Below are 18,993 nucleotides of genomic sequence, written 5' to 3'. Positions count from 1 at the left end.
AGGCTTTGGCGGCTTCGGCCGAGGGGAAGTCGGCAGTGCCGGCTTCGAGCACAGTTTGACCCGGAAGGAATTTGAGCGTCGCCGGGTTCGGCGTGGATTCTGTCTGGATAAACATGATTAGCCAACCTTTTTTGTCAGGCTCTATATGGTGCGACCTGACCCCTATGTCAATGTTGGAACCATTCTAAAGTGAGAAGACCGCGCACGCAATGCGCTTGCGCGGGGTCCATGTCGGAACCCCGCGTTCGCCGTAAAGATTAGTCAAAGGTAAAGACTTGCTGTGCGACCTCTTTGCCGCCGACCTTGAGCACAGCGAGAACAGTGCCCGAATGCTGGGCATCGATGTCGACCACAACGTCTCCGTTTGCGCCACCTTGGACGGTTTTTGTTCCGAGAAGGGCGCCACGTTCGCCGTAGTAATAGTCATAGATTTCGACGACACCTTGAGTCTCGGCGCGGACCAATCCGACCTCTACCGCGTTTCCGCTCGAAAGATTTGTCTCGAGCGTGCCGAAGTAGTTGTAACCGGCTGCGGTGGATGCCGTAGCCGCGCCCAAGGATGCAATGACCGCGACAATGGGGAGGAGAGCTTTGAATTTCATCGTTTTAGCCTTTCGATTTTGTATCAGCGAGTGTGTTCGCCCTTTTGATACGAAGATCGAAATCGCTCCCGTCGTGAAAATAACGCTCTGATTGGTAACGTTATTTTGTCTGTGGTGTCGAAAAGTGAACGACGGAAGCCATGCGCTGTCTCGTTGCCATCCGCTCTTAGGTAATGGCTTCGAGCTGATCCTTGGACAGATCGCCCGGAACAATGGTGATCGGCACGGGGAGGCTTCCTGATTGGCGGGAAAGCTGGCTGACCAAGGGGCCGGGGCCCTTTTTGTCGTTGCCTGCCCCCAGAACCAGAACGCCGATTTCGGGGTTCTCCGAAATAACGTCGAGGATCTGTTGGACAGCCTCGCCTTCGCGGATGATCAGTTCGGGCGAGATATTCTGGCGGTCACGCATCCATTTTGCGAAGACTTCGAAATGCGCATGGATACGCTCTCGAGCCTCTTCACGCATCAGTTCACCAACACCGATCCAGTGATTGAACTCGTCGGGAGGGATCACAGATAGGATCGCAACACCGGCGCCGGTGTTCTTGGCCCGCATTGCGGCGAAGCGCATCGCGTTCAGACATTCACGGCTATCATCCAATACGACGAGGAATTTGCGCATTCTGGTCTCCTTGCTCGGGGCGATATTGGCTGATCCAAGCAAACGGCGCAACAAAGATGCACGTCCGGCAGGGGAGGCCGAACGCGCAAGTGTGATCGGCAGGGACAAGCCGGATCATCAGGGATGCACAGCACGAATGGTATGCAAGCCCAGCCTGAGCCGAGTCGGATTCAAAATTGTGACGGTTTGCGCACTTGGTCCGTTCGAAGCCAAAGCGAAAAGCGGGGCGCGAGGCCCCGCCAGATAGGTTCAGCGCAAGAGACCAACGATATCGTAGGTCTGTTTGAGGATCGGTTCCGCGATCTCGCGTGCGCGCTCGGCCCCGCGTGAGAGGATGCGGTCGATCTCGGCACGGTCCTGCATCATACGCGCCATTTCGCCCGAAATCGGAGCGAGCTTTTCGACGGCAAGATCGGCAAGTGCCGGTTTGAACTTGCCCCACCCCGCGCCTGCATATTCGGCAATGACCTGTTCGTTCGTCATATCGTTCAACGCGGCATAAATGTTGACGAGGTTGCGGGCTTCGGGACGTTCTGCAAGCCCCTCGAGTGTTTCGGGAAGCGGCTCGGGGTCGGTCTTTGCTTTCTTGAACTTCTTCGAGATCGTATCCGCATCGTCGGTCATATTGATGCGTTCCATATCGGACTCGCCCGATTTGGACATCTTTTTGGTGCCGTCGCGCAGGTTCATGACCCGCATCGCTGGGCCTTCGATCACGGGGATCGTTTCGGGGAAGAAGTCCACCTTGAAGTCGTGGTTGAACTTTTTCGCGATGTCGCGGGTCAGTTCGACGTGCTGCTTTTGGTCCTCGCCCACGGGAACGTGGGTCGCGTGATAGAGAAGGATGTCAGCCGCCATCAGCGATGGATAGGCATAAAGGCCAAGCGACGCTTTTTCCGCGTCTTTGCCCGAACCCGCCTTGTCCTTGAACTGGGTCATGCGGTTCATCCAGCCGACGCGGGCCACACAGTTGAAAATCCAGCCGAGCTCGGCATGGCCAGACACCTGAGCCTGATTGAAGAGGATCGACTGTTCAGGGTCGATCCCAGAGGCGAGGTAGCCAGCAGCCACTTCACGTGTCGCATTCGCCAATTCTTTGGGGTCTTGCCAGACGGTGATCGCGTGGAGGTCCACCACGCAATAGATCGTCTCGAACTGGCCGCCCTGCATATCCACAAACCGCTTGATCGCGCCGAGATAGTTGCCAAGGGTCAACCCGCCCGAGGGTTTGATGCCAGAGAACACACGCGGTGTGAATTTGGTATCGGTCATCGTCAAACCTTCCGGGGCTGGATTAAAAGTCGGCGAAGGCTTACCGAGGGGGGCAAGTCCCGTCAATGCGAAGCGGGCAGATAGAGGCAAGGAAGACAGAGATATGGAACGCGAAAGCCTGTTGAACGACATTCCGAACACCGCTGCTGTGCTGGCGTTGTTGATCGCTGGCGTTGAAATCCTGATGCAACTGGCAGGGTCGGGGGTCTTAGCGGGGGCAGCTGGGATCGGTTGGCGTGCGGATACGGTCACCGATTTCGGGTTCTTCCCTGCCGTTCAACACGAGATGTTTGCGCGTGGTCTGTTCGTTCCTGAGTTCCTCTGGCGTTACGTGACCTATCCCTTCATCCATTCCGGCTTTACCCATGCGTTTTTCGCCATGGCGATCTTATTGGCCTTGGGCAAATTTGTCGGCGAACGCTGGCATTGGGCGTCGATGCTGTCTGTGTTCGTGGTTCCCAGCATCGTGGCTGCGATGGTCTTTGGCGCTGTGGCTCCTGAAAACTGGCCACTCTATGGCGCCTATCCTCCGATCTACGGGCTGATTGGCGCGTTTTCCTACATGATGTGGATGCGGCTCGGTCAAACGGGGCAAAACCGTTGGCGGGCGTTTTCCATGATCGGCATGCTTTTGATCATTCAGGTCATGTGGGGCCTGATGCTCAAGATTTTTGCCGTTTTGGGCATGGGTGGGGATGCCACGCCGATGGTGTTCTACGTTGGCGTCGCCGATATGGCTGGGTTCTTTGCGGGGCTTTTGTTGTCGCCGCTCGTTGGTCCGGGCGGATGGGCAGCATTCGTCAACCGCATCCGCCAGCGCAGCGATTAACCGCGTTTCATCGCGCGTTTGAACTCTGACAGTTTGAACGCGCCGATCATTTGGCCGCTGATGAAATAGGCGGCCATGCCGATCCCGATCAGTACAAAGAGCGCGAGATACCGCCACAGCGGCAGGCCAAGCGCAGGCGTCAGCACCACAGCAGCGACCCAAAGCACAACGCCCATCATCACCGACGCTGTGCAAATCCGCCAAAAACGGCTCTTGAACCGATCGTCAAAGGTGGCGGCTTCGCCCATGTTGCGGGACTTTACCCAGAGGAAAACGACAGTCGCCCAGCCAGACAATGTGGTGCCAATGGCCGCCGCGATAAAGCCGATGTAGGGCATTAGGCCAATGGCGACGGTGGCATTCACGATCAGGGACACCAGCGCGATATAGAACGGACGGCGGGTGTCTTCGCGTGCAAAGAACAACGGCTGCAGCGCCTTTTGCATCACAAACCCAGGCAGGCCGAGGCCATAGACCGCCACCGCGATTGCCGTCGCCATCGTGTCATCGGTGCCAAATGCGCCGCGTTGATAGAGCACTTGAACCAACGGGATCGGGATCACCATCAGAGCGACCGCCGCAGGGATCGTCAGCGCCAGAGACATCTCGCACGCACGGTTGAACGCATCACGCCCGCCTTCGGTGTCACCAGCGCGCAAACGACGGGACAGGTCAGGCAAAAGAACCACGCCAATCGCGATGCCGACAACGCCCAAGGGCAGCTGATACAGGCGGTCCGCATAGGACAGCCACGCTACAGCGCCGTCATAAAAGCTCGCGACCTGACGACCGACCAGCAGGTTGATCTGCACCACACCACCCGCCAGCGCCGCAGGGGCCGCGATAATCGCGAGCCGCTTTAGGTCGGGCGTCATCTTTGGGCGGCTGAATGTTAGCGTAAATCCCGCCTTCTTTGCAGCAACCCAAACCAGCGCCATTTGCCCGATCCCAGCAAAGGGAACGGTCCACGCCAATGTGTCCCCAATCGGCCACTCCATAATGGTCGCGAGGATCATAGCACTGACGAAAAAGATGTTCAGGAATACGGGCGCGGCGGCGGCAGCCGTGAACCGACCGATAGAGTTCAGAACACCCGACAACAGTGCGGCGAGGGAAATGAACAGGATATAGGGGAATGCGATCCGACCGTAGAGAACCGCGAGGTCAAACCGCTCGTCCCCTTGAAACCCAGAGGCCATAGCGAGCACGAGCCACGGCATCGCGACCATCGCAATCACGGTAAAGACGATCAGAACGCTCGCCAGACCTGTAAACGCGTCATTGGCAAACTTCGCCGCGTCCTCGTCGCCTTCGACCTTTTTGGAAAACATCGGCACAAAGGCCATGTTGAACGCCCCTTCGGCAAAGAACCGACGGAACACGTTGGGCAGGGAAAACGCGATCAGAAACGCTTCTGCCACGGGGCCTGTGCCAAGATAGGCCGCGATCATAATGTCCCGCGCGAACCCCAAAACACGAGAGAGTAAGGTCCACAGTCCAACCGTCAGAAAGCCAGAAACAAGGCGAATGGGTTTCATTTAGAAGTCCAAAAGTAAAATTCCCCGCCTTCTAGCATGAATGCCGATTGGAATGTCAGGCCAATCTTAGTGAGGAATGACAATCTTAATCTCGGTGCGCACGAGCGACCAGTTTTCGACAATAGCGGTGAGGTCGGTGGGGCGTTGAATACGGCTTAGTGAAATGCCCCAACGCCTCGGGTCGTTGAGACTGTACTGGGCCCAAAATTTGAATAGATCGAAGCTATCTAGTTCCGCTTTCGGGTCGAAGGTGAGTTGCGGAAACGCCTTTGCCAGATAGTCCGCAACTGCCAATTCGAATTGTTCTCGGTCCTCATCATTCAAAAGGTTTTCACCCTCGAACACAGCGCAGCGCGAGTGCTGAACCTCTGCAAAGGTTTTCGACGCGCCGTCCCAGAGCATCTCAGGCGGTGCTTTACCTTCGAACGCCTCTCGTGCAGCCTCGGATACGAAATTCCCATCATATGCGGATCGGCAGACACGATCAAAATGCGCGATCATGGCCTCGACGCGATGTGCGCTTTGATACGCAGATCGCGCCACCATCCCGATCGCTAGCCCCACGGCGATTACCGCGAGGGTTTTCGCATATCGCATCAGTTTACCTTCGCCCGCTCCACGCCCTGAACGATTGCTTCGCGCAATTTCTTCTCAAGCGCTTGCCTACGGCTCTCTTGGTGGAATTTCAGGCCGAACATGTCTTTGACGTAGAAGGTATCGACAACCTGTTCGCCATAGGTCGCGATCACGGCAGAAGCGATGTAGACGTTGTTCGCAGCAAGCGTGCGTGTGAGGTCGTGTAAGAGGCCCGCGCGGTCACGGGTATCCACCTCGATGATCGTGTAGAGGTCCGACCCTTCGTTATCAAACGTGATATGGGTCTGAACGCGGAAGGCTTGCTCGCGCTTCTTGATCTTGTCTTTGTCCTTCAGCGCCTCGCGGGTGATAACCTCACCTTTGAGCGTGCGTTCGATCATCTGGCGCAGGCGCGGCATGCGAGCCTTTTCATAGGGGTGCCCTTCGGCATCCTGAATCCAGAAAATCGCGGTCGCATAGCCGTCTTTGGACGTATAGGTGCGCGCATCCACAACGTTCGCCCCAACAAGTGCCAGCGCACCCGTCATGCGGCTGAACAGACCCGGATGGTCGGCCATTGCGAAACAAGCGCGTGTCGCGTCACGATCGTGGTCCAGCTCCATATCGATGCGGATTTCCACATCCGAAATGTCGTGCAGCAGTTTCGCAAAGATAACCTGAGCCGAGGCGGGCAGACCCTGCCAATAGGGACCGTAATGACGCCCGAGTTCCGTGCGAACATCCTTGGCATCCCAATCAGACAATGCCTCGCGCAGCGCTTTCTTGGCTTCGTTTTCACGGGCGTCGCGGTTGATTTCTTCCATCCCGCTTTCCAGCGCGATTTTGGTCAACTGGTGCAGGTCGCGCAGAAGCATGGCCTTCCAGTTGTTCCATGTGCCCGGACCAACGCCGCGAATATCGCAGACGGTCAGAACGGTCAGCAGGTCGAGCCGTTTAACCGACTTCACCGCTTTTGCGAAATCACGGACTGTGCGCGGCTCGGACAGGTCACGCTTTTGCGCGGTATCGGACATCAAGAGGTGATACCGAACGAGCCATTCGACCGTCTCGGACTCCTCTTTGGTCAGACCCAGACGCGGACAGATCTTGCGGGCCATCTGTGCGCCGAGGATCGAGTGATCTGCGGGGCGACCCTTGCCGATGTCGTGGAGCAGAAGCGCGACATAGATAATCTTGCGGTTCACGCCTTCCTTCAGGATGCCAGAGGCGACGGGCAGTTCTTCGACCAGTTCACCGCGTTCGATCTGTGCGAGGTGGCTGATACATTGGATGATGTGCTCGTCCACGGTGTAGCTGTGATACATGTTGAACTGCATCATCGCCACGATCGGCGCGAACTCGGGTAGGAACGCGGCCAAAACGCCCAATTCGTTCATCCGACGCAGCGCCCGTTCGGGGTTCCCGTGTTTCAGCATCAGGTCGAGGAAGATGCGGATCGCCTCTTGGTCGTCGCGCACGCTGTCGTCGATCAAATCGAGGTTCGCCGCCAAAAGGCGCATGGCCTCTGGGTGCAGCAAGGTGCCGGTGCGGAGCGCTTCTTCAAAGATGCGCAGCATGTTCACCTTATCGGCAAAAAACGCCTTTTCATCGGCGACCGTCAGGCGGTTCTGTTTGATCGCATAAGGCGGACGTGCCTTGCGACGGCGGGTCAGCAGCCGCTGCAACATTGGCTCTGGTTTTGCGTGCTGGGCCTCTAGCGCGGTCAAGAAGATGCGGGTCAATTCGCCCACACGCGTCGCGTGGCGGAAATAGTCCTGCATAAAGTGTTCAACGCCGCGCCGACCTGCGCTGTCGTGGTATCCCATGCGCGATGCCACTTCGACCTGTAGGTCAAAGGTTAACTGATCCATCGCCCGCGCGGAAATCAAATGCAGGTGGCAGCGAACGGCCCAGAGGAATTCTTCGGCCTGAAGGAAGGTTGTGTATTCCTCAGGAGTAAATACGCCGCGATCCACTAGTTCTGCCGTGGTCTGCACCTTGTTCACGTATTTCGCGATCCAGAACAATGACTGCAAATCGCGAAGGCCGCCTTTGCCCTCTTTGACGTTTGGCTCAACCACATATCGCTGCCCACCCTGTTTGCGGTGGCGTTCAGCGCGTTCTTCTAGCTTGGCTTCAACGAAATCGGTGGCCGTGGTGGAAAACAGTTCGCTCCAAAGTTTGTCGTTGAGCGACTTTGCCAGATCTTCGTCACCGTCGAGGAAACGAAACTCCACCAGCGAGGTGCGAATGGTGTAATCCTCACGGGCAAGCCTCAGACAGTCCTTGATCGTGCGGCTCGCGTGGCCGACCTTGAGCCGCAAATCCCACAGCATATAGAGCATGGATTCAATCAAGCTCTCCGCCCAAGGGGTGATCTTGTAGGGCGTGACGAACAGCAGATCGACGTCCGAGTGGGGCGCCATTTCACCCCGCCCGTAGCCCCCCACAGCCACAATCGCGAGCCGTTCCCCATCGGTGGGAGAGTTCAGCTTGTGCAGCCGAGTGCGCGCGACATCATAGACGGTCTTCACCAGATAATCGGTGAGCATCGTGTAGGACCGCGTCACGGGGCGGGCGTCAAATGGGCGTTCCACGAATGCAGCCTCAATCGCAGCCACGCCTTTTTTGCGGGCCGCGATCAGGACGTCAACCACCGCCTTACGGATCGCCATCGCGTCCGTGAGGTCAGCCAATTTCGCGTCGATCTCTGCCTGAACGGCAAGTTCGTCAAAGATGTCTACCGCAGCGCAAATCAGCCCTATGGCAGAGGTTTCATCGGGGGCCTGAGTGAGGAGGGTCGGCTCAGAAGCCGAGTCCCGCAAAGCTTCTTGGGGCAGGTTCAAGGATTACCACCTGATTATTCTGAATTTGAGCGATCGCAAGCGCACGCTGGTTTGTGCCGTTGGGCAGTAGGCGGAACACGCCCTGTGTGCCTTGGAACCCTTGCGATTGAGTGAGGCCAGCAACCGAAAGGGCTTCGGGGTTGCCTTGGGCAAGGAGCGCGCCGATGGCGGCGATCCCGTCAAAGGCCAGACCAGCAAGCGGATGTGGATTTTGCCCATAGGCTGCGGCGTATCGCGATTCAAAGAGGGAAATCATCTGCGTGTCAGGCATCGCGAAAATACCACCCTGAAGACCCGGCAGAGCAAGCGCCTGAGGGGTCACATCCCAACGGGTCAGACCGATGTATTGGGTGACAGTTGGATCAATCCCTTGTTCTGGCAGTGCAGTTGCGATCAGCGGTAGGTCAGCATTGACGCCGCCTGTCAAAAAGACCGCCTGCGATCCCGAGCTGCGGATCGAATTGGCAATCGGGCCAGCCGCCGAAATAATGCCCTGCTGGGTCATCGGGTAGCTCTGCACGCTGCCAACTGTTTTGCCACCGTTGCGAACCGCATTGGCAATCGCATCACGGCCAACGGCGCCTTGAAGGTCGTCGCCGTGCACGATGCTGAAATTCTGGATACCTTTTGTGCCCGCATAGGACACGAGACGGTTTGCGGTGTTGTCAAAGGTTGGCCCAAGGACAAACACGTTGTTGCCTGCGATGGACGAGTTGTTCGAAAACGCCAGAACGTTCACGCCACGATTGGCAACCGCGATACCTGCCGCGTTTGCAGCATCAGCGTAAAGGGGCCCGAGGATGATCTTCGCGCCATCATTCACGGCCTGCGTCGCGACAGTTGCCGCCTGTTCAGGTGACGCGCCCGTGTTGTAGACGCGCAGGTCAATTTGCACGCCCTGAAGGTCCGCAATGGCCATCCGCGCCGCATTCTCGAGGTTCGATGCAAGGAAGCTATCCGATTCGACGCCTGACCCACCGGGCACCAAAAGCGCCACTGTGACAGGTTTTGTCGGATCGACACGCATTCCACCACCCACTCCGTTCGAGACGGGGATCGGCTCACAGGCGGCAACCCAAGCGATGGAAAACAAAACGAAAATCCGTGCGGCCACCTGTTTGGCGGTGCGAGCAAATGCGAACATGAATATCTTACTCCTCTTGCATCGGGCGCCATGGATACGGCAGACCGATAGGACAAATCTCCTGGGCGTATCATAGGCCCCACAACCAGAGGGTCCAGCGATGAATCACCGCAACACGCCGTTAACCGCAGGTCTGTATCTGGTGGCAACACCTATCGGCTCTGCCCGCGATATCACCCTGCGATCGCTCGATATTTTGGCCTCCTGTGACCTGATCGTGGCCGAGGATACTCGAACCGCCCGTAAATTGCTCGATATCCATGGCGTGCCGCTGAACGGTCGGCGCATGATCGCCTATCATGATCATTCGGGTGATAGTTCGGTCCAAGGGATCGTAAAGCTCATCGCCGAAGGAAAATCGGTGGCCTATGTGTCCGAGGCTGGAACGCCTCTCGTCGCTGACCCAGGGTTCGAACTGGGCCGCGAAGTCATCGCCCAAGGCCTAACCGTGACCGCAGCCCCCGGTGCCTCGGCCGTATTGGCAGCGCTGACTGTCTCTGGTCTGCCGACCGATCGGTTCATGTTCGCGGGGTTCTTGCCTGCCGCGCGCGCCCAACGCCAAACCGAAATCGCCGCGTTGCGGGACATGCCGTTAACCATGATTTTTTATGAGAGTCCGAAACGGATTCAAGAAATGTTAGAAGATTTGAGGGAGATTCTGGGGGGATCGCGGGATGTCGCGGTCTGTCGGGAACTGACCAAAAAGTTTGAAGAAGTGACGCGCGGCACGCTTGATGAGGTGATCGACGCCTACGAAGGGCGCAGCGTCAAAGGTGAACTGGTGGTTCTGGTCGGACGGGCTGGTGCCACCGATGTTGAAGAGATGGATGTGGAAACGGCTTTGCGTCAGGCAATGGAAACCATGCGCGTTAAAGATGCCGCTACAGCGGTGGCGGGCGCGCTGGGCCTACCGAAACGGCAGGTTTACCAAATTGCGCTGGGCCTTTCGAAGGAGGACTAATGGGCGTGGCTCTGCGAAAATCGGAACGTGGTCAGCGAGCGTATCATGCGGGCCTTGCCGCCGAAGGGATCGTCGAACGGGACTATTTGCGTCGCGGGCAGACGATTGCAGCACGACGTTGGCGTGGTCGGTATGGTGAAATTGACCTGATTTGTCGTGACGGGGATCGGATCGTTTTTGTCGAGGTTAAACAGAGCAAATCCCACGATCAGGCGGTGTCGCACATCACCCGTCGGCAAATGCAACGGATATGCGCCAGCGCCACGGATTATGTGACAGGCGAACCCAAGGGGCAGCTGACGCCAATGCGGATTGATGTGGCGTTGGTAGATGGAACTGGTGCGATAAAGGTGATCGAGAATGCATCAATGATGTGGTAGCCATTGAAGGGCGGGACGGTCTGCGCCATGTATGTGGCAACAGATACGAAAGGCTTAACCATGTCTCTTAAAGTTGCCATTCAAATGGACCCGATTGGTGCGATCAATATCGATGGGGACAGCACCTTCCGTCTCGCAGAAGAGGCACAGGCGCGGGGCCATTCGTTATTTTACTACACGCCCGACAAACTCGCTTGGCAAGAGGGGCGGGTAACAGCGCGTGGTTGGCCTTTGACGGTTCAACGAGTGAAGGGCGATCACTTTACCTTGGGCGAAGAGCAAGAGGTCGATTTGTCGGACTTCGACGTGGTTTGGCTGCGTCAGGACCCTCCGTTCGATATGGGCTACATCACTACGACCCATCTTTTGGACATGATCCACCCCAAGACACTGGTCGTGAATGATCCGTTCTGGGTACGCAATTATCCAGAGAAGCTCTTGGTCCTGCAGTTCCCAGAGCTAACACCGCCGACCGCGATTGCGCGTGACCTGCAAACGCTACGTAATTTCCGTGAAAAGCACGGCGATATCATTCTCAAGCCGCTCTACGGGAATGGCGGTGCGGGCGTGTTCAAGCTCTCAGCAGGTGACGGCAACCTTGCGTCGCTTTGGGAAATGTTCACGGGCATCAACAATGAGCCTTTGATCGTGCAGAAATTCCTGCCCGCCGTGTCCAAGGGTGATAAGCGCGTGATCCTTGTCGATGGTGAACCTGTCGGCGCAATCAACCGCGTTCCGCAAAAAGGAGAGACACGGTCGAACATGCATGTCGGCGGACGCGCTGAGAAGGTTGAACTGACCGACCGTGATCGCGAGATTTGCGCCGCCATCGGTCCGCTTCTCAAGGAAAAGGGTCAGGTCTTTGTCGGTATCGACGTGATCGGCGATTGGTTGACAGAAATTAACGTGACCTCGCCGACGGGCATTCAAGAGCTTGAACGGTTCGATGGCGTGAACATCGCAGAGAAGGTTTGGCAGGCGATCGAGGCGCGGAGAGCCTGATATGTCGGTTCGACTGTGGCTTTACACGGCGATCAGCCGCCGGATCGTAAAGCCGCTGTTCCGTCTATCCGACGACCCCATTCGCGAGGCAGCAAAGCTCGACCGTTTGGGCGCTTTGGCAGGGCAATATGTGCCATATTCCCTTCGGTTAGAGCGCAGCCTTGGTGGGCGGTCGGCAAATTGGGTGTCGGGGCGCGGTGCCGACGGTGAACGCCTGATCCTCTATTTTCATGGCGGCGGGTATTTCGCGGGATCGGCGGATACACACGGCCCCATCATGGCGCGGTTGTCACACTATGCGGGCGTGCCCGTTGTCATGCCCAATTACCGACTTTCCTCTGCGGCGCCGTTCCCAGCGGCATTCGACGACGCAATTGCCGCTTGGGATGACCTCGTGGCGCGTGGCTATGACCCCAGCAAAATCGTCATTGGCGGGGACAGCGCAGGCGGGGGACTGGCCTTGGCTCTTTTGTCGGTGCTCTGCGCGAGAGGCAAACGCCCTGCGGGGATCTTTACCATGTCGCCTTGGACGGATTTGACCCTTTCGGGAGCGTCTGTGGCCCAAAACGCAGAGGCTGATGCGATTATTCCAGCCGATTGGATGGGCGAGGCTGCGCGTATGTATCACGCCGAAACGCCCGCCGATGATCCACGGATTTCGCCGCTTTTCGCGAATTTCGATGCCCCGCCACCTGCGTTCTTCCAAGTCGGCAGTCCTGAAGTTCTCGCCGATGACACATATCGGATGGCAGGGGTGTTACGGGCTGCGGGCGGTGAGGTTGAGGTTCAGACATGGCATGACGCGCCGCATGTTTGGCATCTGGGTGAATATTGGGTGCCAGAGGCGCGTGCCGCCCTTCGTGATATCGCCAATTTTGTTCAGACCTCTTTCGAGAGGGCGAGCCGATAGCTGACCGCTTCGGCGATATGCGGGTGTCGGACGGAGGACGATCCGTCGAGATCTGCAATCGTCCGCGCAACCCTTAGGACTCGGTGGTAGCCTCGTGCCGTCAGTCCGAATTTTTCCGCCACTCGGGTTAGAAGGTCGCGCCCCTCTGCATCGGGCGTAGCTACCTCTTCGAGGATCGCGCCTTCGGCCTCAGCGTTGGTGCGTATTCCATCAATCCCTTGATACCTTTGGGTTTGTAGGTTTCGCGCCGATTGCACTCGTGCCGCGACGCTGGCCGAACTTTCGCCCGTCGCGGGCAGGTCGAGGTCGGTAAAGGATACAGGCGGCACTTCGACGCGCAGGTCGAACCGATCCATCAGCGGGCCAGAAATTCGGGCGAGGTAGTCGGCCCCGCAGGCAGGTGCCCGTGAACAGGCGCGGGCGGGATCTGACATAAACCCGCATTTGCACGGGTTGGCCGCCGCGACCAGCATGAACCGACAGGGATAGCGGATATGGGCGTTGGCACGGGCCACGACGACCTCGCCCGTCTCAATGGGCTGGCGGAGCGTTTCGAGCACTTGGCGGTTAAACTCTGGAAACTCATCCATGAACAAAACACCATTGTGGGCGAGGCTGATTTCGCCGGGTTTCGCTCCTTTCCCGCCGCCAACAATCGCGGGCATGGAGGCCGTGTGGTGCGGTTCGCGAAAGGGTCGCGTGCGGCTGATCCCACCTTCGTCCAAGAGGCCAGAGAGCGAATGGATCATCGATGTCTCCAACGCCTCGGCAGCCGTGAGGGGTGGCAATATCCCTGGAATGCGGGCCGAGAGCATGGATTTTCCTGACCCCGGAGGGCCGAGAAGAAATAGGTGGTGCCGTCCTGCCGCAGCGATTTCCAATGCCCGCTTGGCGCGTTCCTGCCCCTTCACATCGCGCAAATCGCGGGCGGTTGGGGCGTGGCTGACCTCACCGGGGAGGGCAGGAGGCAAAACCGCCTTGCCCGTGTAGTGACGGATCACATCGAGCAGAGATTTGGCCCCGAACACAGGTGTCGCGCCGACCCATGCGGCCTCTGCTGCGGATGCAGTCGGGCAGAGAAGAACACGGTCCTCTTCGGCGGCGGCGAGTGCGGCGGGCAGGGTGCCGATCACAGGCACCAGCGTCCCGTCGAGCGACAATTCCCCCAGAGCGACCGTCTCTAAAGCCTTGTCTTTTGGGACGATCTCGAGCGCAGCGAGCAATGCCAGCGCGATGGGGAGGTCGAAGTGTGACCCTTCTTTCGGCATGTCGGCAGGGGACATGTTGACGGTGATTTTGCACGACGGCAGGGCGATCGACATGGCCTCAAGTGCCGCGCGAATACGTTCGCGGGCCTCTGACACGGCCTTGTCTGGCAGGCCCACGATGGAAAACGACGGCAAGCCCGCCATGGTGGCGCATTGCACCTCGACCATGCGGGCCTCAATCCCTTCGAACGCAACTGTGTAGGCCGATGCGACCATGAAAAACCCCGTTAACCAACTCATTCTGGTTAACGGGGCAGGCGTTTAAGTTTGGTTAAAACGGCCAGTCTTTGCGCGGAAGGTTCATTTCATAGGGGAAGGTTTCGTGATTTTCCTTCAACGCTTCAGCCCGCCAGCGCAGGAACGCGGGATCGTTGAGGTGGTTGTCCACATAGGCCTTGGCGGCGTCCGATACGGGCAGACCGTAGCCCGTGATCCGCATCGCAACAGGGGCGTAGAACACATCGGCGAGCGAATATTCACCGAACAGCCAAGGCCCCTTTGCCCCATGACGTTCGCGGGCCATGGCCCAAAGGTATTCAATGCGTTCAAGGTTTTTCAGAACGGGTTCGGGCGCGACAAAGCCCTCCCAGACGTGGCTGATCTGCATGTTGCAGACATCGCGCAACGCGCCAAATCCCGAATGCATTTCGCAGACCAAGTTGCGGGCCAATGCGCGTGCCGCAGGATCGGTTGGCCATAGCCCCGCATCGGGGTGCCGTTCGGCCAGCGTCTCTGCCATCGATAGGCTGTCGGACAGGATATAGCCCTCGGGCGTTTTCGCGGCAGGCACCGTGCGTGCTGGGGCCAGTTCGGCCATGTCTTGGGCCAATGTGCCCGCGTACAGCCCCATCATATGTTCACGATAGGGCAGTCCGAATTTTTCAAACATAAGCCAGCCACGGAGGGACCAGCTGCTAAAAAGGCGATCGCCAATATAAAGATCATACATCATGAGTGGATGCTAAGTCGGGTCGCGTGACAACGCTATCGTTGTTTTGTGCGTGCCATCATCACGGTTTGTGATTGATCCGTTCTGCTGACCACGGTGCGGTCGTGATCTCGGTCACAGAGAGGTTGTCGATCCGATGGCCAAATGCCTCGTATGGGGTGATCGACAGGGCGCGTTGGACTTGGGTCAGGATCATCCCGAAATGACCCACCACGATCAGATCAGGCAGGCCGAGCGCGAGATAACCATCGATGGCTGTGCTAACCCGTGCAGCGACCGCGTTCCAGCTTTCCCCATTCGGGGGCGCAATATCACCTGGCGTTTCCCAATAGGCGCGCATCAGCGGATCATCCGAAAACGTCGCCATTTCCCAATCGCCAAAATGAATTTCTCGTAAAGCAGCGTCATGGGGCAACCGAGGGCGACGGGCTTGGATCGCATCCGCGGTGCTGACCGCGCGGGATAAGTCAGACGATACAACGGGCGCATCGGGCAGGTGATCCGACAGGCGGGCGATGGCATCAACATCGGACAGATCAGCGGGCAGATCTGTCCAGCCCACCATCGCCTTGGCATGGGTGGGCCCATGCCGAACGAGCCAGAGCCGCGTCATTTCAGAACCATCGGCAAACCAGCCGCCACAAATACCACATGATCCGCCGCCGCAGCGATCTGCTGGTTCATTGCGCCGTGGAGATTGCGGAACCGCCGCCCCATGCTCGTCTCTGGCACAATGCCAAGACCCAGCTCGTTTGACACCACCACAACAGGGGCAGGGCAACGGCGGCAGGCTTCGATAAATTCGGGGATCATGGCGTCAATATCCGCCTCCCCCAGCATCAGATTCGTCAGCCAAAGCGTCGCGCAATCGATCAGAACAACGCCGCTCGCGCTCACATTATCGAGAGCCTTTGACATGTTTATTGGTTCTTCGATGGTCGTCCAGCCGTCTCCGCGCTGCACTTTGTGCTGCTCCACCTTGGCGCGCATTTCGTCGTCATAAACCTGCGAAGTCGCAATGTAGAAGCGTTCTAAGCCAGATTCAAAAATCAACTTTTCCGCGTATTTGGACTTACCCGAGGCCGCGCCACCGAACACAAGTGTTAGTTTTTGTAAGGTGAGTTGTGCAGGCATCTGTGATCCATTTCGCAGTGTTGTGCGTAAGCATTGGTAACGATGACAGAAGTCACACACAACAGCCGGCGGGAGATGAGATTATGGCTCTGGATACCACGTCTAACTTTAACATGACACGCCGCGCGATGAAGGCGGAGCTTTTGGATGCTGAAACCGAAGCTCAACTGGCCTACGCGTGGCGCGATCACCGCGATGAAGAAGCGCTCCATCGTTTGACCACCGCCTACATGCGGTTGGCGATCTCGATGGCGGGGAAATTCCGTCGTTACGGTGCCCCGATGCCCGACCTGATCCAAGAGGCCAGCCTTGGTCTGATGAAAGCCGCTGAAAAGTTCGATCCGGACCGTGGCGTTCGTTTTTCGACTTATGCTGTTTGGTGGATCAAAGCGTCGATCCAAGATTTTGTGATGCGCAACTGGTCGATGGTTCGCACAGGATCGACCAGCAGCCAGAAATCCCTGTTCTTTAACATGCGCCGCGTTCAGGCCCGTCTCGAACGCGAAGCCACCGCCGAAGGGATCACCCTCAGCAAGGGCGATCTGCACCTCGCGATTGCGACCGAGCTTGGCGTGCCGGTGCATGACGTCGAGATGATGGATGGCCGTCTTTCGGGATCTGACTTCTCGCTCGATGCGACGCAATCGTCCGAAGATGAGGGGCGGTCATGGGTTGATACGCTCGTCGATGACAGCGAGCAGGCGGCGGAACGGGTCGAGGCCTCGCACGATCAGGAAACCCTGCGTCAATGGCTGACGACTGCGCTGATGGCACTGAACGATCGTGAACGCTTCATCGTGCGCGAACGCAAACTGCGGGACGAGCCGCGCACGTTGGAGAGCCTCGGTGACGAACTTGGCCTGTCCAAAGAGCGTATTCGCCAGCTAGAGGCCGCGGCGTTCAACAAAATGCGCAAGAGCCTTGAAGGTCAGTCGAAGGAAGTGTTGAACTTCCTCGCATGAGAACTGCCCTTGCCCTGATGTTATGGATGGCTGCGCCTGCCATGGCGCAAGACATCCATATCTTGGGCGAGGTGCATGACAATCCCCTGCACCACATCGAACAAGCCAAACAAATCGCAGCTATCGCGCCCTCTGCGATCGTGTTCGAAATGCTGACCCCTGATCAGGCGGCCTTGGCAAACTCCAGCGATCGCCACGATCCCAACCTAGGCGCGATCATCGGTTGGGAAGCGGCGGGCTGGCCCGACTTCGCGATCTACGCGCCGATCTTTGCGGCGAGCGATGCGCCTGTTTATGGCGCGGCGCTCCCTCGGGACACGGTGATCGCGGCGATAACTTCGTCAGCCGCTGAGGTCTTTGGCGAGGGCGCGGAACGCTATGGCCTTACCATGCTGTCCGACGATCTGCGTGCCGTGATGGAGGCCGAACAGGCACAGGCCCATTGCGATGCTCTCCCCGCGGAAATGCTTCCTGGGATGGTAGAGGCGCAGCGTTTGCGCGACGCCCATTTTGCCCGTGTGACCTTAACGGCCTATGGCGAAACTGGTGGACCTGTGGTTCTGATCACGGGCAACGGCCACGCGCGTACCGACCGCGCGGTGCCATCCTACATCGCCCGCGTTCGACCAGAGTTGTCGGTTCATGCGCTGGGTTTGTTGGAAGAAGCCGAGGATGACGCGCCCTTTGACACCGTGATCGTCACTGCCCCCGCAGAACGTGACGACCCATGTGCGGCGTTCCAGTGATTGTTCTTTTCGTTGCCGCTGGTTAGGGTTCCACCAATCGTTCAAAGGGGGCCGTGATGCTGGCTGGCAAACATATCCTACTGATCATCGGCGGCGGTATTGCAGCCTTTAAGTCGCTCGATCTGATCCGGCGTCTGCGCGAACAAGGGGCAGAGGTCACGCCCGTGCTGACCAAAGCAGGGGCAGAGTTCGTGACCCCGCTCTCCGTATCTGGCCTTGCCGCTCGCAAAGTCTATCAGGATTTGTTCGATCTGACCGATGAGGCCGAGATGGGTCATATCGAATTGTCCCGCGCTGCGGACCTCGTTGTTGTGGCCCCTGCAACGGCCGACCTCTTGGCGAAAATGGCGGGCGGTCACGCCAATGATCTGGCGTCGACGCTGTTGATGGCGACCGACAAACCTGTGCTGGTCGCCCCCTCAATGAACGTGCGGATGTGGGAACACGCCGCCACCCAGCGCAATGTCGCGACGCTCAAGGGCGATGGCATGCTGTTCGTTGGCCCGACCGAAGGCAACATGGCATGTGGCGAGTTTGGCTTTGGTCGCTTGGCTGAAGTGCCAGAGATCATCGCCGCCATTGACGCGGCTCTCTCTGACGGACCGCTCAAGGGTAAGCATATCCTCGTGACCTCAGGCCCCACGCACGAACCCATCGACCCCGTGCGCTACATCGCCAATCGGTCGTCAGGTGCCCAAGGCACGGCTGTGGCGCGCGCATTGGCGCAATTAGGTGCAGATGTTGTATTTGTGACAGGTCCAGCCGATGTGCCGCCGCCTGCGGGCGTAAATGTCGTGAAAGTGCAAACCGCCGCGCAGATGCTAGAGGCTGTTCTGGCCGCTTTGCCCGTCGATGTGGCGGTGTTTGCGGCGGCTGTGGCGGATTGGCGGGTTGCCTCAGCCTCTGGGTCGAAGATCAAAAAAGTGAACGGCGCACTGCCCGTTTTGGAGTTCGCAGAGAACCCCGATATCCTCGCAACCGTGAGCCAGATGACCGATGGCCGCCCGCCTTTGGTCGTTGGGTTTGCCGCTGAAACAGACGACGTGATCGCCCACGCAACGGCCAAGCGGGCCCGCAAAGGGTGCGATTGGATCGTGGCCAATGATGTGTCTCCTGAGACGGGGATCATGGGGGGCACCGAGAACGCCGTGACGCTAATCACTGAAACTTCCGCCGAAGATTGGCCGCGCATGGGCAAGGACGCCGTTGCGCAACGGCTCGCTCAGCGGATCGCGGAGGCGCTATGACCACC

Annotated in this window: 20 protein-coding genes; 8 read left to right on the top strand and 12 right to left on the bottom strand. The window is 58.2% G+C overall.

Features of this window, described 5'->3' with window-relative positions; translation table 11 throughout:
• From AC1QQ2_RS10195 to trpS, 4 genes are all read right to left on the bottom strand, one after another.
• A partial coding sequence (locus AC1QQ2_RS10195) for a NifU N-terminal domain-containing protein (protein ID WP_479713041.1) occupies positions 1 to 115 on the bottom strand: 115 nt, incomplete at its 3' end.
• 142 nt (positions 116 to 257) lie between these two features.
• Positions 258 to 602 (bottom strand): hypothetical protein, encoded by a 345-nt coding sequence (locus AC1QQ2_RS10190; RefSeq protein ID WP_479713037.1) that lies wholly within the window; start codon positions 600 to 602, stop codon positions 258 to 260.
• Between the two features lie 166 nt (positions 603 to 768).
• Positions 769 to 1,224 (bottom strand): universal stress protein, encoded by a 456-nt coding sequence (locus AC1QQ2_RS10185; RefSeq protein ID WP_479713036.1) that lies wholly within the window; start codon positions 1,222 to 1,224, stop codon positions 769 to 771.
• Positions 1,225 to 1,473: 249 nt separating this feature from the next.
• The gene (gene trpS, locus AC1QQ2_RS10180) at positions 1,474 to 2,496 is read right to left on the bottom strand and encodes a tryptophan--tRNA ligase (RefSeq protein ID WP_479713035.1); all 1,023 of its coding nucleotides are present in this window, start codon (positions 2,494 to 2,496) and stop codon (positions 1,474 to 1,476) included.
• Between the two features lie 103 nt (positions 2,497 to 2,599).
• On the opposite strand from trpS, the gene AC1QQ2_RS10175 reads away from it, so the two are divergent.
• On the top strand, positions 2,600 to 3,325 hold the full coding sequence (locus AC1QQ2_RS10175; RefSeq protein ID WP_479713034.1) for a rhomboid family intramembrane serine protease: 726 nt from the start codon (positions 2,600 to 2,602) through the stop codon (positions 3,323 to 3,325).
• On the opposite strand, the gene murJ is transcribed toward AC1QQ2_RS10175, so the two are convergent.
• The 4 genes from murJ to AC1QQ2_RS10155 all read right to left on the bottom strand — a co-directional run bounded on the left by murJ (position 3,322) and on the right by AC1QQ2_RS10155 (position 9,429).
• The gene (murJ, locus tag AC1QQ2_RS10170) at positions 3,322 to 4,863 is read right to left on the bottom strand and encodes a murein biosynthesis integral membrane protein MurJ (RefSeq protein WP_479713033.1); all 1,542 of its coding nucleotides are present in this window, start codon (positions 4,861 to 4,863) and stop codon (positions 3,322 to 3,324) included. The genes AC1QQ2_RS10175 and murJ overlap by 4 nt on opposite strands.
• Positions 4,864 to 4,929: 66 nt before the next feature.
• The gene (locus AC1QQ2_RS10165; protein WP_479713032.1) at positions 4,930 to 5,460 is read right to left on the bottom strand and encodes a hypothetical protein; all 531 of its coding nucleotides are present in this window, start codon (positions 5,458 to 5,460) and stop codon (positions 4,930 to 4,932) included.
• Positions 5,460 to 8,285: a [protein-PII] uridylyltransferase gene (locus AC1QQ2_RS10160; protein WP_479713031.1), complete on the bottom strand. Its 2,826-nt coding sequence runs from the start codon at positions 8,283 to 8,285 to the stop codon at positions 5,460 to 5,462. Before AC1QQ2_RS10160 ends, AC1QQ2_RS10165 begins: the two co-directional genes overlap by 1 nt.
• The gene (locus AC1QQ2_RS10155; RefSeq protein ID WP_479713030.1) at positions 8,245 to 9,429 is read right to left on the bottom strand and encodes a penicillin-binding protein activator; all 1,185 of its coding nucleotides are present in this window, start codon (positions 9,427 to 9,429) and stop codon (positions 8,245 to 8,247) included. Before AC1QQ2_RS10155 ends, AC1QQ2_RS10160 begins: the two co-directional genes overlap by 41 nt.
• 100 nt (positions 9,430 to 9,529) lie before the next feature.
• On the opposite strand from AC1QQ2_RS10155, the gene rsmI reads away from it, so the two are divergent.
• From rsmI to AC1QQ2_RS10135, 4 genes are read left to right on the top strand one after another with little or no spacing between them, the layout of a single operon-like run.
• On the top strand, positions 9,530 to 10,390 hold the full coding sequence (gene rsmI / locus AC1QQ2_RS10150) for a 16S rRNA (cytidine(1402)-2'-O)-methyltransferase (protein WP_479713029.1): 861 nt from the start codon (positions 9,530 to 9,532) through the stop codon (positions 10,388 to 10,390).
• Positions 10,390 to 10,770: a YraN family protein gene (locus AC1QQ2_RS10145; protein WP_105234324.1), complete on the top strand. Its 381-nt coding sequence runs from the start codon at positions 10,390 to 10,392 to the stop codon at positions 10,768 to 10,770. Before rsmI ends, AC1QQ2_RS10145 begins: the two co-directional genes overlap by 1 nt.
• Positions 10,771 to 10,830: 60 nt before the next feature.
• On the top strand, positions 10,831 to 11,772 hold the full coding sequence (gene gshB / locus AC1QQ2_RS10140) for a glutathione synthase (RefSeq protein ID WP_479713028.1): 942 nt from the start codon (positions 10,831 to 10,833) through the stop codon (positions 11,770 to 11,772).
• Position 11,773: 1 nt separating this feature from the next.
• On the top strand, positions 11,774 to 12,682 hold the full coding sequence (locus tag AC1QQ2_RS10135; RefSeq protein ID WP_479713027.1) for an alpha/beta hydrolase: 909 nt from the start codon (positions 11,774 to 11,776) through the stop codon (positions 12,680 to 12,682).
• On the opposite strand, the gene AC1QQ2_RS10130 is transcribed toward AC1QQ2_RS10135, so the two are convergent.
• The 4 genes from AC1QQ2_RS10130 to cobU are packed head-to-tail and all read right to left on the bottom strand — an operon-like array spanning position 12,652 to position 16,033.
• The gene (locus tag AC1QQ2_RS10130) at positions 12,652 to 14,166 is read right to left on the bottom strand and encodes a YifB family Mg chelatase-like AAA ATPase (protein ID WP_479713040.1); all 1,515 of its coding nucleotides are present in this window, start codon (positions 14,164 to 14,166) and stop codon (positions 12,652 to 12,654) included. The two genes, AC1QQ2_RS10135 and AC1QQ2_RS10130, sit on opposite strands and share 31 nt — an antisense overlap.
• A 55-nt stretch (positions 14,167 to 14,221) precedes the next feature.
• The gene (locus tag AC1QQ2_RS10125; RefSeq protein WP_479713026.1) at positions 14,222 to 14,902 is read right to left on the bottom strand and encodes a glutathione S-transferase; all 681 of its coding nucleotides are present in this window, start codon (positions 14,900 to 14,902) and stop codon (positions 14,222 to 14,224) included.
• Between the two features lie 58 nt (positions 14,903 to 14,960).
• Positions 14,961 to 15,512: a histidine phosphatase family protein gene (locus AC1QQ2_RS10120; protein WP_479713025.1), complete on the bottom strand. Its 552-nt coding sequence runs from the start codon at positions 15,510 to 15,512 to the stop codon at positions 14,961 to 14,963.
• A complete protein-coding gene (gene cobU / locus AC1QQ2_RS10115) occupies positions 15,509 to 16,033 on the bottom strand; it encodes a bifunctional adenosylcobinamide kinase/adenosylcobinamide-phosphate guanylyltransferase (protein ID WP_249947014.1) in 525 nt (174 codons plus the stop codon). Before cobU ends, AC1QQ2_RS10120 begins: the two co-directional genes overlap by 4 nt.
• An 83-nt stretch (positions 16,034 to 16,116) precedes the next feature.
• Here cobU and AC1QQ2_RS10110 point away from each other — a divergent pair, with 83 nt between their 5' ends.
• Genes AC1QQ2_RS10110 through coaBC form a run of 3 tightly spaced genes read left to right on the top strand, consistent with a single transcriptional unit; the run spans position 16,117 to position 18,988 of the window.
• Positions 16,117 to 16,995, top strand: a complete 879-nt coding sequence (locus AC1QQ2_RS10110) for an RNA polymerase factor sigma-32 (RefSeq protein ID WP_105234331.1) — start codon at positions 16,117 to 16,119, stop codon at positions 16,993 to 16,995.
• A 26-nt stretch (positions 16,996 to 17,021) separates the two neighbouring features.
• Positions 17,022 to 17,741 (top strand): ChaN family lipoprotein, encoded by a 720-nt coding sequence (locus tag AC1QQ2_RS10105; RefSeq protein ID WP_479713024.1) that lies wholly within the window; start codon positions 17,022 to 17,024, stop codon positions 17,739 to 17,741.
• Between the two features lie 56 nt (positions 17,742 to 17,797).
• Complete coding sequence (coaBC, locus tag AC1QQ2_RS10100; RefSeq protein ID WP_479713023.1) at positions 17,798 to 18,988, top strand: bifunctional phosphopantothenoylcysteine decarboxylase/phosphopantothenate--cysteine ligase CoaBC; 1,191 nt, start codon at positions 17,798 to 17,800, stop codon at positions 18,986 to 18,988.
• Positions 18,989 to 18,993: the final 5 nt, after the last annotated feature.

It is taken from the genome of Aestuarium sp. (assembly GCF_023253315.1).
Taxonomy (GTDB): Bacteria; Pseudomonadota; Alphaproteobacteria; order Rhodobacterales; family Rhodobacteraceae; genus Marivivens; species Marivivens donghaensis.
The sequence above is the reverse complement of the archived record's forward strand: the minus strand, read 5'-3'. Positions and strand labels throughout refer to the sequence as shown.

Bases quoted from the DNA above. Each gene is read 5' to 3' on its own strand.
- AC1QQ2_RS10190 (WP_479713037.1), bottom strand. From the start codon at position 602: ATGAAATTCAAAGCTCTCCTCCCCATTGTCGCGGTCATTGCATCCTTG.
- AC1QQ2_RS10185 (WP_479713036.1), bottom strand. From the start codon at position 1,224: ATGCGCAAATTCCTCGTCGTATTGGATGATAGCCGTGAATGTCTGAAC.
- trpS (WP_479713035.1), bottom strand. From the start codon at position 2,496: ATGACCGATACCAAATTCACACCGCGTGTGTTCTCTGGCATCAAACCC.
- AC1QQ2_RS10175 (WP_479713034.1), top strand. From the start codon at position 2,600: ATGGAACGCGAAAGCCTGTTGAACGACATTCCGAACACCGCTGCTGTG.
- murJ (WP_479713033.1), bottom strand. From the start codon at position 4,863: ATGAAACCCATTCGCCTTGTTTCTGGCTTTCTGACGGTTGGACTGTGG.
- AC1QQ2_RS10165 (WP_479713032.1), bottom strand. From the start codon at position 5,460: ATGCGATATGCGAAAACCCTCGCGGTAATCGCCGTGGGGCTAGCGATC.
- AC1QQ2_RS10155 (WP_479713030.1), bottom strand. From the start codon at position 9,429: ATGTTCGCATTTGCTCGCACCGCCAAACAGGTGGCCGCACGGATTTTC.
- rsmI (WP_479713029.1), top strand. From the start codon at position 9,530: ATGAATCACCGCAACACGCCGTTAACCGCAGGTCTGTATCTGGTGGCA.
- AC1QQ2_RS10145 (WP_105234324.1), top strand. From the start codon at position 10,390: ATGGGCGTGGCTCTGCGAAAATCGGAACGTGGTCAGCGAGCGTATCAT.
- gshB (WP_479713028.1), top strand. From the start codon at position 10,831: ATGTCTCTTAAAGTTGCCATTCAAATGGACCCGATTGGTGCGATCAAT.
- AC1QQ2_RS10135 (WP_479713027.1), top strand. From the start codon at position 11,774: ATGTCGGTTCGACTGTGGCTTTACACGGCGATCAGCCGCCGGATCGTA.
- AC1QQ2_RS10130 (WP_479713040.1), bottom strand. From the start codon at position 14,166: ATGGTCGCATCGGCCTACACAGTTGCGTTCGAAGGGATTGAGGCCCGC.
- AC1QQ2_RS10125 (WP_479713026.1), bottom strand. From the start codon at position 14,902: ATGATGTATGATCTTTATATTGGCGATCGCCTTTTTAGCAGCTGGTCC.
- AC1QQ2_RS10120 (WP_479713025.1), bottom strand. From the start codon at position 15,512: ATGACGCGGCTCTGGCTCGTTCGGCATGGGCCCACCCATGCCAAGGCG.
- cobU (WP_249947014.1), bottom strand. From the start codon at position 16,033: ATGCCTGCACAACTCACCTTACAAAAACTAACACTTGTGTTCGGTGGC.
- AC1QQ2_RS10110 (WP_105234331.1), top strand. From the start codon at position 16,117: ATGGCTCTGGATACCACGTCTAACTTTAACATGACACGCCGCGCGATG.
- AC1QQ2_RS10105 (WP_479713024.1), top strand. From the start codon at position 17,022: ATGGCTGCGCCTGCCATGGCGCAAGACATCCATATCTTGGGCGAGGTG.
- coaBC (WP_479713023.1), top strand. From the start codon at position 17,798: ATGCTGGCTGGCAAACATATCCTACTGATCATCGGCGGCGGTATTGCA.